Annotated in this window: 6 protein-coding genes and 4 pseudogenes; 9 read left to right on the forward strand and 1 reads right to left on the reverse strand. The window is 67.3% G+C overall.

The window, feature by feature from the left end; all coding sequences use genetic code 11:
- Positions 1–52: 52 nt before the first annotated feature.
- From BUC15_RS21080 to ftsY, 5 genes and pseudogenes are all read left to right on the forward strand, one after another.
- Positions 53–205, forward strand: a pseudogene (locus tag BUC15_RS21080) (bifunctional DNA-formamidopyrimidine glycosylase/DNA-(apurinic or apyrimidinic site) lyase); the annotation flags it as partial.
- Between the two features lie 411 nt (positions 206–616).
- Positions 617–1150, forward strand: coding sequence for a GtrA family protein (locus BUC15_RS09525; RefSeq protein ID WP_139280191.1), 534 nt, complete (start codon positions 617–619; stop codon positions 1148–1150).
- Positions 1151–1152: 2 nt separating this feature from the next.
- On the forward strand, positions 1153–4692 hold the full coding sequence (gene smc, locus BUC15_RS09530) for a chromosome segregation protein SMC (protein WP_073187532.1): 3540 nt from the start codon (positions 1153–1155) through the stop codon (positions 4690–4692).
- An 83-nt stretch (positions 4693–4775) separates the two neighbouring features.
- Positions 4776–4982: a hypothetical protein gene (locus BUC15_RS09535; protein ID WP_073187534.1), complete on the forward strand. Its 207-nt coding sequence runs from the start codon at positions 4776–4778 to the stop codon at positions 4980–4982.
- A 583-nt stretch (positions 4983–5565) separates the two neighbouring features.
- Positions 5566–6498 (forward strand): annotated as a pseudogene (ftsY, locus tag BUC15_RS09540) (signal recognition particle-docking protein FtsY); the annotation flags it as partial.
- A gap of 22 nt (positions 6499–6520) precedes the next feature.
- On the opposite strand, the gene BUC15_RS09545 reads toward ftsY, so the two are convergent.
- Positions 6521–8806, reverse strand: a complete 2286-nt coding sequence (locus BUC15_RS09545) for a RecQ family ATP-dependent DNA helicase (RefSeq protein WP_084189485.1) — start codon at positions 8804–8806, stop codon at positions 6521–6523.
- 181 nt (positions 8807–8987) lie between these two features.
- Between BUC15_RS09545 and ffh the strand changes: the two genes are divergently transcribed.
- The 4 genes and pseudogenes from ffh to BUC15_RS21240 form a co-directional block, all read left to right on the forward strand.
- Entirely contained in the window at positions 8988–10505 is a 1518-nt protein-coding gene (ffh, locus tag BUC15_RS09550) for a signal recognition particle protein (protein WP_073187538.1), read from the forward strand.
- 19 nt (positions 10506–10524) lie between these two features.
- On the forward strand, positions 10525–11604 hold the full coding sequence (locus BUC15_RS09555) for an amidohydrolase family protein (RefSeq protein WP_073187540.1): 1080 nt from the start codon (positions 10525–10527) through the stop codon (positions 11602–11604).
- A 21-nt stretch (positions 11605–11625) separates the two neighbouring features.
- Positions 11626–12195 (forward strand): annotated as a pseudogene (locus BUC15_RS21235) (AfsR/SARP family transcriptional regulator); the annotation flags it as partial.
- 40 nt (positions 12196–12235) lie between these two features.
- A pseudogene (locus tag BUC15_RS21240) lies at positions 12236–12307 on the forward strand (hypothetical protein); the annotation flags it as partial.
- Positions 12308–12459 lie beyond the last annotated feature (152 nt).

Consider the following 12459-nt stretch of genomic DNA (forward strand, 5'->3'; position numbering starts at 1 on the left):
CGCGCTTGACCCCTTCGACCCCCGCTTCGACCAGTCGGCGGTGGCGCGTCGCATGCGGGCCAGGCACACCACCGTCAAACGCGCGATCCTCGATCAGCGGCTGATCAGCGGCGTGGGCAACATCTATGCCGACGAAGCATTGTGGCGCGCCAGAATCCACTTCGAGCAGCCCACGGCCGACCTCGGCCCCAGGAAGGCCGTCCAACTCATCCGGTCGGCCCATGAGGTCATGGCCGAGGCGCTCGAACAGGGCGGAACCTCGTTCGACTCGCTGTATGTCGACATCGACGGGGAGTCTGGCTACTTCGCCAGGAGCCTCAACGTCTATGGGCGTGCCGGGCAGGCGTGCAGGCGATGTGGCACCCCCCGGCGCGATGACCACCAACGGCCTTCCGCTGCTGGATCGGTTCGACGTCTGACCCGTCCGGTCCTCGGCACACCCGGCCAGCCGCCGCCCCGTAGACACGCCCGGCAACCCGTCTCGATAGAATCGTCCGCGGCACCGCTATCGTGCGAAGCAGTTCATGAACCGCAGCTCATACCTCTGCCCGAGGTCCAGGCGTGCCCCGAAGGGAGTCAGATGATCAGGGAGCTCACCCGCCGCTACGGCAACACCATGCGCCAGTTGGTGAAGTTCGGCGTCGTCGGTGGTTCGGGCGTGTTGGTGAACATGGTGGTAACCGTCGTCATGAACAAGCTCAACGGCGGCTCCATCAACGCTCAGAACATCCTGTTCGCCATCAAGGGCACCCCGTTCAACATCCGGTTCACCGTCCTTGTCTGGATCGTCGCCTTCCTCGTCGCGAACCTGTACAACTTCCAGCTCAACCGTTGGTGGACGTTCAAATCGAGCAAGCATGCCGGGTGGTGGAAGGAGTTCTGGCCGTTCCTCGCGGTCGGTTCGGTTGCCGCCCTGGTCGGGATGTTCCTCAAGATCGCCATGACGAACCCATCCAGCCCGTTCTTCCTCCCCGAACCGCACTTCCATGAGGAGACCGGCCTCAGATCCCGTGAGTACTGGTCACAGTTGATCGCCATCCTGATCACCATGCCGATCAACTTCATCGTCAACAAGCTGTGGACCTTCCGCTCAGTCCGAGGTCATGCACCCGTGCACACGGACGCGGCGGAGGTTCAGGCCGCAGAGTAGCGATGTATCTCAAGAAGCTGACCCTGCGCGGATTCAAATCATTTGCCTCGGCGACGACGCTGGTGTTCGAACCCGGGATCACCTGCGTCGTCGGGCCCAATGGGTCCGGCAAGTCCAACGTCGTCGACGCGCTCACCTGGGTGATGGGGGAGCAGGGCGCAAAGACCCTCCGTGGCGGAAAGATGGAAGACGTCATCTTCGCCGGCACCAGCAGCCGCGCGCCACTGGGGCGGGCGGAGGTGGAGCTGACCATAGACAACTCCGACGGGGCGCTGCCGATCGAGTACACCGAGGTCACCATCACCCGCACCATGTTCCGTGGAGGCGGCTCTGAGTACGCCATCAACGGCGCGACGGCCAGGCTGCTTGACGTCCAGGAACTGCTGAGCGACTCAGGGATCGGCCGCACGATGCACGTCATCGTCGGCCAGGGGCAGCTCGACGCGATCCTCCAGGCGACACCGGAGTCGCGGCGAGGTTTCATCGAGGAGGCTGCGGGAGTCCTCAAACACCGCAAGCGGAAAGAGCGCGCCCTGCGAAAGCTTGAAGCCACCGGGGCAAACCTCGAACGGCTCCAAGACCTGGTCGCCGAGCTCGCCCGCCAACTGAAGCCACTGGGACGGCAGGCGCAGACCGCGCGGAGGGCGGCGGTGATCCAGGCGGAACTCCGCGATGCCAAGGCTCGGTTGCTGGCTGACGACCTCGTCACCGAACAGGCGAAGCTCGCCACAGAACTGGCGGACGAAGCCGCCGCAGCCGAGGCCAGGGCCAGGGCCGAGCTTGCCGTCAGGGAGGCACATCGGGCGGAGGAGGCCGCGGAAGAGCGACTCAAGACCGCCGCGGCGGACTTCGATGCCTCCCAGGAACAGTGGTACAACCTCGCCGCGCTGCGAGAACGCGTCACCACCACCGTCTCGATAGCCGCGGAACGCATACGGGCGCTCGAGAACCAGCCGACGTTCGAGGCCGTGGGGCGTCCACCGGCAACACTCGAGGCCGAGGCTGCCGACGTGGAGGCCAGGGAGCGGGAGCTGCGCAGGATCGCGGATCAGGCCAACTCGGCCCTGACTGATGCGACGCTTGGTCGCAGTTCCGCGGAGGCCCGCCACGGTGCGGCCGAACGGGCGTACGCTGCGGCCTTGCGGGCGGTGGCCGACCGACGTGAAGGGCGAGCCCGGTTGGTTGGCCGCATCGACGCCGTCAGGGCGAGGCTGGAGGCCTCCGGTGAAGAGATCGCCAGGCTCGATAACAGGCGCGGTGAGGCATTGGCGCGGGCGGACTCATCTGCCAAGCTGTACCACTCGACCGAGTCGTCCCTGGCCGGGCTCGGAAGCAGCGAATCAGACCTGGACGAAGCGTACGAGGAGGCCTGTGCCGCGGTCTCCGAAGTGGAGGCGGAGCTCGTCGAGGTCCGTTCGAAAGAAGCAGACAACGGCAAGAAGCGCGCGGGCCTCGAGGCGCGAGTCGAAGCGTTGCGGCTGCTCAGCGCGCGCAGTGATGGGGCTGCGGACTTGATCGACATGGGGCGAGACGACATCCTCGGACGACTCTCCGAGTTGATCACCGTCGAGGCCGGGCACGAAGCAGTGGTCTCGGCTGCTCTGCGCGGAATGGCTGAGGCGGTTGTCGTGCGGGGGCTGGAAGGGGCAGTGGCCGCGGCGCACTTCCTCTCGGAGGGTGACCGGGGACGCGCACCTCTGGTCGTTGCCGGCGCGGAGGGGCCCGCGGCTGGTGCCGTCCCGGGCAGGTCGGTGCGGGCGTTGGTGAGCGCTCCCGAACCCTTGGCCGGGGCTCTGGACCGGCTCCTGCTCAACGTCGTCACGGTGGAAACCGCAGGAGACGCGGTGGATCTGGTGGGGGCGCGCCCCGATCTCGTGGCGGTGACTCCGGCCGGGGAGCTGTACTCATCCTGGCTGGTCGAAGTCGGCTCGGCAGAACAGCCGTCGCTCCTGGAGTTGCGGGCGGAGCTCGCTGAGGCGGAGGACCATCTCCTTTCAATCACACGTGACGCGGAACAACTGCGTTTCGCAACTCAAGGTCTTCAGTCCCGGCTCGCGGATGCGCAGGGACGCGCGGACGATGCACTCGCTCTGCTGCACGAGTCGGATGCCCAGCTGGCGGCCGTGGCGGACCGTCTCAACTCCTATCGTCAGGGGCAGGCGACCGCGCACCGCGAGGCCCAGCGGCTCACCGAAGCCATCGAGGCTGCGCAGGAAGCCAGGGGCCGTGACGAGCGGGCGCTCTCGGAGCTGAGCGCGCGGCTGGAGGCAGCATCGGCGGAGGAGGACGGCGCGGAGCCGGACCCTGCTGAGCGTGATGCGCAGGCCGCCGAGGCACGCCGGTCCAGGCAGACCGAGATGGAGGCACGGCTTCGACTGCGGAGCGTGGAGGAGCAGATCAAGGCGATCGGCGGGCGTGCGGAGGGACTGCGGCGCGCCGCCGCGCAGGAAAGGGCCACGCGTGCGAAGGCTGAACAGCGGGCCGAACGGCTGCGCAGGGAGGCCGCGGTGGCTGGGGTGGTGCATGAGGCTGCCGTGGTCCTCGCAGAAAAGGTTGAAACAGCCAGACGGAGGGCCGGGGAGCAGCGGGACATCGCGGAGCAGGCGCGCCGTGACGCCGAATCGGCTACGAGCCGCGCCAGGCACGACTCGGCGGAGCTGGCGGCGAGGCTCGATGAGATCGTCCGCGGCGAGCACCGGGATGAAATGGTGCGCGTCGAGCACCGGATGCGGATCGAGCAGCTCACCGACCGCGCGCTGAGTGAGCTCGGGCTCGACCCAGGACAACTGGTTGCCGAGTACGGGCCGGACCAACCGGTGACGGTGCTCACCCCACCAGACGGCACGGTTCTCACCGAAGACGATGAAGCACCGGCCCCTGTCTGCTTCGACCGCGACCGGGAGGCGGCCAGGTTGAGCGCCGCAGAACGCGACCTCGTAAGGCTCGGGCGGGTCAACCCACTAGCGCTCGAGGAGTTCGAGGCCATGACGTCCAGGCACCAGTTCCTCTCGGCGCAGGTGGACGACCTGAGGAGGACCCGTGCGGACCTGGTGGGCATCGTCGACGAGGTCGACAAACGGGTCCAGGAGGTGTTCGAGGCCGCATACCGGGACGTAGCGGAAAGCTTCGCCTCCGTGTTCACAAGGCTCTTCCCCGGCGGGGAGGGCAGGCTGATCCTGACCGATCCAGGAGACTGGCTCACCACGGGCGTCGACGTCGAGGCCCGGCCCGCCGGCAAGCAGGTCAAACGGCTGTCTCTGCTCTCTGGCGGCGAACGCTCCCTTGTGGCCGTGGCGTTCCTGGTTTCGCTGTTCATGGCCCGACCGAGCCCCTTCTACATCCTCGACGAGGTGGAAGCCGCGCTGGACGACGCAAACCTCGGACGTCTGCTCGGGATCTACGAGGACCTCCGGGCCAACTCGCAATTGCTGATCATCACGCACCAGAAGCGGACCATGGAGATCGCCGACTCCCTCTACGGGGTGACAATGCGCGGCGACGGGATCTCGACGGTGGTTTCGCAACGATTCATCGAGGATTGACCCGACACGCCGTTGGACACAGGTTGTGGCCCACAACGGTGGCACACTGGTGGTGCTTCCAATCAGTTTGAAGGACCTTCCCCATGTTCGCAGGGATCACCCTCGTCATCATTGTGCTCATCGCCGTAGGCGTCGGTTTCGTCGTCGCCGTCTCATCTGGCCAGTTCAGGGTCAAGGATCAGCGCGTTGAGCGCATCGTCTCCGAGACCAACCAACGCCTCAACGGGAACGGCCAGGTGCCGCAGTTCCTTCGCAAGCTTGACGAGAGGGCCGAGAGCCACTCCCGCTGAGCCTCCCCTCGAGATCCCCGGAGTACCCCGTCGGGAACCCCGGGAGAACACCCGGACGGAACTGCTCGCGAAAATCGGCCAGTGGTCGATTTTCCTCCGTCTGGGGTCGAGTATCGGCCACTGCTTGGCGCGTCGGGGGTGTGGTGGTTGGGGTGGTGTTCCCGAGAATCGGCCAGTGGTCGGTTTTCCTCCGTCTGGGGTCGAGTATCGCCCACTGCCTCGACCCTTTCTGCCGCTCACGGACCGTGACTCGGAGGGCGTGCCTTCTCATCGGTAGGATGACCGCGTGTGGATCTTCTGGACAGTAATTGCGATCGTCGGCCTTGCGCTGGTCATCGGTGGCGCCGTCGTCTACCTCGACGGCCGCAAGCAGCGCGAACTCGAAAGGGCGCAGAAGCCCGAACTTGAGCCCGGCCAAGAGGCCGCCCAGGGCGGGCCTCAGCCCGTAGTCCCGACGGAGGTCGAGGGCCCGACGCCCGACGGTGTTGCCGTCGCCCCGGAGCCGGAGGTCGACGTCGTCGATGGTCTGGCACCCGTCGAGGAGAGCGTGGCAGTCGTACCAGAGACGACCGAGCTTGACCGCCCCGAGGCACCGCTCAGCCGCTGGTCGCGTCTGCGCCGTCGGTTGGCGAGCAGCAACAATGCCCTGGCGCGGGCACTATCCGACCTTCTGGCTGTCGACAAGATCGACGCGGATGTCTGGGACGACTTCGAAACCACCCTCATCACCTCCGACCTGGGCGTCGGCCCTGCGACGGAACTGACCGACGCGCTGCGCAAGCGCCTGGCCGTCGACGGTATCGCCGATCCTGCGAAGGCGAAGGAAGTCCTCCACGAGGAGTTGCTGAAGCTGGTCGACCCGACTCTCGACCGGTCGCTCAACCTCACCCCGGCCAAGGATGGCGACCCGGCGGTCGTCCTCGTCGTCGGAGTGAACGGCACGGGCAAGACGACCACGGTCGGCAAGCTCGCCCGCGTGCTCGTCGCGGAGGAGAAGTCGGTCCTGCTCGGTGCCGCCGACACCTTCCGCGCCGCGGCTGCGGAGCAGTTGGCGACCTGGGGTGAACGGGTCGGCGTCGAGACCGTTCGCAGCGACATCGACGGGGCCGACCCGGCATCCGTCGCGTTCGATGCGGTGGCAAAGGGCGTCGAGGACGGAGTCGACGTCGTGATCGTCGACACCGCGGGCCGCCTGCACACCAAGACCGGGCTGATGGACGAGCTTGGCAAGGTCAAGCGGGTCATCGAAAAGAAGGCCCCGGTCACCGAGGTGCTGCTCGTGCTCGACGCCACCACCGGACAGAACGGCATGACCCAGGCCCGCATCTTCGCAGAGGTCGTCGACGTCACGGGCATCGTGCTGACCAAGCTGGACGGCTCCGCCAAGGGCGGCATCGTCGTCCAGGTGCAGCGTGAGCTCGGTGTCCCCGTCAAACTCGTCGGCCTCGGCGAAGGGGTCGACGATCTCGCGCCGTTCGACGCGGACGGGTTCGTGGCGGGCATCCTGGGCGAGTAGGCCTCGCAAGAGTAGCTTCCGCTCAGGCCATGGTGGCTAGAGCGAACGGGAGGACGGCGTCGGCGCCGGCGCGCCGCAGCAGGCGGCCGGCGATCGTCATCGTCCACCGCGAATCGACCAGGTCGTCGACCAGGAGTACCGGACCGCGCAGGCTCGCCAGCCGATCTGCCATCTCGGGTGGCACCGTGAAGCGGGACCAAAGGTCGCGGACCCGGAAGGCGCTGTTGGCCGCGACCGCAGGAGTGGCAGCAGTCAGGTTTAGGGGGCCGAGCGGCTCAAGCCGACCCGCCCGCGCGAGGCCAGAGCCGAGAGACTCCACGAGTCGGGGGCGGCCGAGGCTTGGGATCCAGGCCACCGCGACGGGGCGTCCGTGCCACTGCCATTCCTTCAACACCCGCAGGCAGGCCGAGGCGAGCGGGGCCGGCAGTTCCCTGTCGACCGGTCTGCCGTCGCGGTCGGCCGCGAACAGTTCCCGCAACGTGTTGCCGTAGCCCAGATCGGTGAGGCGTGCGACGACGCGTCCCTCTTCGAGCACCTCCCCGACGGGTAGCTTCCCCTTGACCGGTACGCCGTCGACCGTGACCCCCAACCGGTCGAGCCCGGTCGGCCACTGCAGCCGGGGCGGAATCTCCACCCCGACCCGGTCCATCGAGGTTCGGGCCTCACGCTCGGAATCTGCGGAGATCTCCGTCGGGTACCAGGGGCCCGCGCAGGTGTCGCACCGGCCGCATGGAGCGCTCGACGGGTCGTCCAACGCCGCGGTCAGGAAAGCCATCCGGCAACCGTCCAGCTCCTGGTACTCGATCATCGAGCGTTGTTCGGCGAGGCGAGCTTCAGCGATCCGTTCGTACCGCTCAGAGTCGTAGACCCAGGCAACACCGGTGGAAACCCAGCCACCGGTGACAGACTCGACGACGCCGTCGACGGCCAGCACCTTCAGCAGCAGTTCGAGTTGGCTCCTCCTCAGGTCGACCCTGGCCTCCAGCGCACCGACCGAGAGCGGCCGGTCTGCGTCGCTCAGCGCGCCCAGCACCGCGTCGGCCCTTGTCCTGGTGGGCATCGCGTTGGTGGCGAAGTAGTGCCAGATCTCCCGATCCTCCCGGCCGGGCAGCAGTAGGACGTCGGCGCTATCGGTCGCCCTTCCCGCGCGGCCGACCTGCTGATAGTAGGCCACGGGTGAGCTGGGGGAGCCGAGGTGCACGACGAAGCCGAGGTCGGGCTTGTCGAAGCCCATGCCGAGCGCGGACGTCGCGATGAGAGCTTTGACGTCGTTGCCCTTGAGAGCGGATTCGGCTGCCAATCTGTCGACTGGGTCCGTGCGGCCCGTATAAGCCAGGACGCGGTGGCCTGCCTTGCTGAGGAGGGTGGCTGTCTCCTCAGCCGATGAGACGGTGAGGCAGTAGACGATCCCGCTGCCTGGCAGGTCGGCTAGATGCTCGGCCAGCCAGGCGAGCCGACGCCAGGATGTTCCGAGCTCGAGCACGCCCAGCCGCAGCGACTCCCGTGCGAGCGGCCCTCGAAGCGTGAACACCTCGTGCCCCCCTTCTGCCATCTGCTCGGCGACGTCATGGACCACACGCTCGTTGGCGGTCGCGGTGGTCGCCAGCACCGGCACGTCCGAGGGCAACTCCGCGATGAGAGTTCGGATGCGACGGTAGTCGGGCCGGAAGTCGTGGCCCCAGTCGCTGATGCAGTGGGCCTCGTCGATGACGACCAGCCCTGCCTGGCGGATCAGCCTGGGCAGCTGCTCGGCCCTGAACCGGGGGTTGACCAGGCGTTCGGGCGAGACAAGCAGGACGTCGATCGAGTCGCTGTCGAGGAGCGACTCGATGTCGGCCCACTGCGTGACGTTGGAGGAGTTGATCGCGGCCGCCCGCACCCCCGCCCGTTCCGCAGCCGCGACCTGGTCGCGCATCAGGGCGAGCAGCGGGGAGACGATCAGCGCGGGCCCGGCGCCGGCTCGACGCTGGAGGAGGGCCGCGATGAAGTAGACGGCGGATTTGCCCCAGCCTGTGCGTTGGACCACGAGCGCCCTGCGATGCTCGGCAACGAGGGCCTCGATCGCCTCGAACTGGCCAGGATGAAAGTCGGCCTGGGCGTTGCCGGTGAGCGCGCGGAGAATCGTCAGCGCCTCGTCGCGGAGCCCTACCGTGCCGCGTGCTACCGCTCCGCGCGTCGGAGCCGCTGCCCTTCCCGTGTCGGTGGCGCGGGGGAGCGCCTCCCCGAGATCGGAGGGCGGGAGGTCCCAGGGATCGGGGGGCAGCTCATCGAAGTCGGGCGGCGGCTCAACGTCCCATGGCTCAGTCATGCGTCCACTCTTGCACGCCCCGGTGACACAATGCGTCCCGTGCCCGCGGCGAAGGCTTGGGGGAATCAGAGGGGGTGACGGATCACCCTGATCCGGTTGCGCCGCAGCGAGGACATGATTGATCGGTGGAACCTTGAGTATCCTTGGGCTGTTCAAGCTCATCTGCGAAGGGCCAACCCAAGTGTTCGACACGCTGCAAGATCGCCTTGCCACAGTTTTCAAGGGGCTCCGCTCCAAGGGACGCCTCACTGAGGCGGACATCGACGCCACCATGCGCGAGATCCGGATCGCGTTGCTCGAGGCCGATGTCAACCTCGCCGTGGTCAAGGAGTTCGTCGCCGCCGTCAAAGCCCGAGCACTCGACGCCGAGCTGTCGAAGGCACTCAACCCGTCGCAGCAGGTCATCAAGTTCGTCAACGATGAACTCATCTCGATCCTGGGTGGCGAGGCCCGCCCCATCCGGTTCGCCAAGCGCCCCCCGACGGTGATCATGCTCGCGGGCCTCCAGGGTGCGGGCAAGACGACGCTGGCAGGCAAGCTCGGCATCTGGCTTCGCGAGAACCGACACACCCCTTTGCTGGTCGCGGCCGACCTCCAGCGCCCAAACGCCGTCAACCAGCTCCAGATCGTGGGCGAGCGGGCAGGGGTCCACGTGTTCGCCCCCGAGCCCGGCAACGGTGTCGGTGACCCGGTCGACGTCGCCCGACGCGCGATCGTCCACGCAGAGGCCAAGCTCTACGACGTGGTGATCGTCGACACCGCGGGCCGACTGGGCGTCGATCAGGAACTGATGCAGCAGGCCGCTGACATCAAGGCGGCGGTCAACCCCTCCGAGACCCTCTTCGTAGTCGACTCGATGATCGGCCAGGACGCCGTCAACACGGCCAAGGCCTTTGACGAAGGGGTCGGCGTCGACGGTGTCGTGCTCACCAAGCTCGACGGCGACGCCCGCGGCGGTGCCGCCCTGTCGATCGCCCGCGTGCTCGGCAAGCCGATCATGTTCGCCTCCAACGGCGAGGGCCTAACCGACTTCGACATGTTCCACCCCGACCGGATGGCCTCGCGCATCCTCGGCATGGGCGACATGCTCACCCTCATCGAGCAGGCGGAGAAGACCTTCGACGCCGAAGAGTCCCGCGCAGCGGCCGAGAAGCTGATGGGGAAGAACAAGTTCGGCCTCCAGGACTTCCTCTCACAGATGCAGCAGCTCCGCAAGATGGGGCCGATGTCCAAGATCCTGGGCATGTTGCCGGGGGCCGGTCAGTTCAAGGACGCGATCAACGAGATCGACGAGAAGGAGATCGATCGGATCGAGGCGATCATCCACTCGATGACCCCGGCCGAGCGTGACGATGTGTCGATCCTCAACGGGTCGCGTCGTGCCCGCATCGCAAAGGGTGCCGGCGTTCAGGTTTCAGAGGTGAACAAGCTCGTCAACCGCTTCGTTGAGGCCCGAAAGATGATGGAGTCCCTCGCCGGTGGCGGCATGCCCGGAATGCCGGGAATGCCGGGGATGGGGGGCCGTCGTTCGGGCAGCAAGCGGCAGCAGGGAAAGAAGGGGCGCAAGGGGGGCGCGCGCCCGGCGAACCGTCCGGTCCAGCAGCAGCCCCAGGCGCCGCAGATTCCGCAGTCGATGGACGACTTCCAACTGCCGCCCGAGCTCGCCAAGATGTTCGACCAGAACAAGCCCAAATTCTAGAGAATCAGAGGGAGTCGACATGGGTGAGGCCTTGCATTTCCAGAAGGCATGGGTGCTTCCCGGCGCCGAGGAGCCGACGGAACTCTGGATCGCCGACGGGGTGATCGTAGAAGGCCCGGTCTCCGGGGCCCAGAGCAGATCCGCGGAGTGTTGGGTGCTCCCCGGCCTGGTCGATGCCCACTGTCACATCGGCCTTGGGCCAGAGGGGGCGGTTGACGCCGCAACCGCCCGTCGGCAGGCCCTCGAAGACCTTTCCGCGGGGACGATGCTGATCCGCGACGCAGGATCGCCGGCCGATACCCGCTGGGTTCAGCAGGACGGCGACCTGCCGCGGCTGCTGCGCGCCGGTCGCCACGTCGCGCGCCCGAAACGGTACCTCCGTGGAGTGGGTGCGGAGGTCGAACCTGCCGATCTCGTCGAACAGGTCCGGCACGAGGCGCGCTCGGGTGACGGGTGGGTCAAGCTGGTCGGCGACTGGATCGACCGCAGCGTCGGCGATCTCGCCCCGCTGTGGCCCGCCGACGTTGCAGCTCAGGCGATCGCAGCGGCGCATGAGGAGGGCGCCAGGGTCACCGCACATTGCTTCGGTGAGCAGTCCGTCGCAGAGTTGGTCTCTGCCGGCATCGACTGCATCGAGCACGGTACCGGCATGACAGACGAGGTCATCGAGGAGATGGTGCGGCGAGGCACGGCCCTCGTGCCGACGATGATCAACCTGGCCCGATTCCCCATGTACGCGGCGCCGGCAAAGGACAAGTACCCGACGTATTTCACGCACATGACCGACCTGTACGAGCGCCGGAAGGCGACCATCGGCAAGGCCGTCGAAGCGGGGGTCCAAGTGTATTCGGGCACCGACGCGGGCACCGTCGTGCCCCACGGACAGATCCGCTCCGAGATCGAGGAGTTGGCCGAGGTCGGCGGAAACGGGTTCGCCCTGGGCGCCGCAAGCTGGCGGGCGCGCGGCTGGCTTGGCGCCGATGTCCTCACCACTGGTGCCAGCGCCGACCTCATCGTGCTCGACGCCGACCCACGCGAAGACTTGACGGCGCTCTACCGTCCCGCCTCCCTGGTGCTTCGGGGGCGGGTCGTCCACTGATCCACGGCCATACAATTGGTCATGGCTCTTCTGCGGATTCTCGGCCCGATAGAGGTGTGGTCCCCGGACGCCATCCTGCCCGATCCGAAATCCGACAAGATCGCGTCGAGCGAACGCCTCAGACGGCTGTTGTGCGCGCTCATCGTCAACTCGGATCGGGTCGTCGGTATCGACCGACTCGCCTTCGCCGTATGGGGGGACGATCAGCCGGGGGACCCGACTTCGGCCCTGCATAACCTGGCCTTCAGGCTGCGTTCGGAGTTGCGCAGAAGAGGCGTGCAGGGGATCGAGATCCACACAGTCGCGCCCGGCTACCGACTCGTCGTTGGGGCGGGCGCGATCGACTCTCAGATGTTCACCGACGGGGTCCGGGCTGCCTGCTCAGGGATGGATGCTGATCCGGAGGCGACCCTGCGACAACTGGACGAGTGTGAGGCGCTGTGGCGAGGCGGGGCCTTCGGCGACCTTTGTGACGAGGTCTGGCTGCAGCCTGCTGTCGCCCGGCTCGACGAATTGCGGCTGCGGGGAATCGAGGCCGCAGCCGACGCGCTGCTGCTACTTGGCAGGCCGTCAGAGGCCGTCGAACGGCTGCTGCCGTGGACGATGCGTCGAGAGCCTCCACATGCGCCATATGCAGGCCCTGGCCGCGGCGAACCGTCCGACCGAGGCGCTTGCGGTATACCGGGCCTTGAGCGCAAGGCTCGCGGAGCAGCTCGGCACCGACCCGACCCCCGAGGTGAGTCGAGTGCATCTGGAGATACTCCAACAGCGCGTTCCAGTGGCCGGCAGGACCCGGGAAAGGATGCCAGGACTGATCGGCAGGAGCGCCGAACTCTCCGCGGTGCGAGCTCTCAC

The organism is Tessaracoccus bendigoensis DSM 12906 (assembly GCF_900141915.1).
In the GTDB taxonomy this organism is placed as follows: Bacteria; Actinomycetota; Actinomycetes; order Propionibacteriales; family Propionibacteriaceae; genus Arachnia; species Arachnia bendigoensis.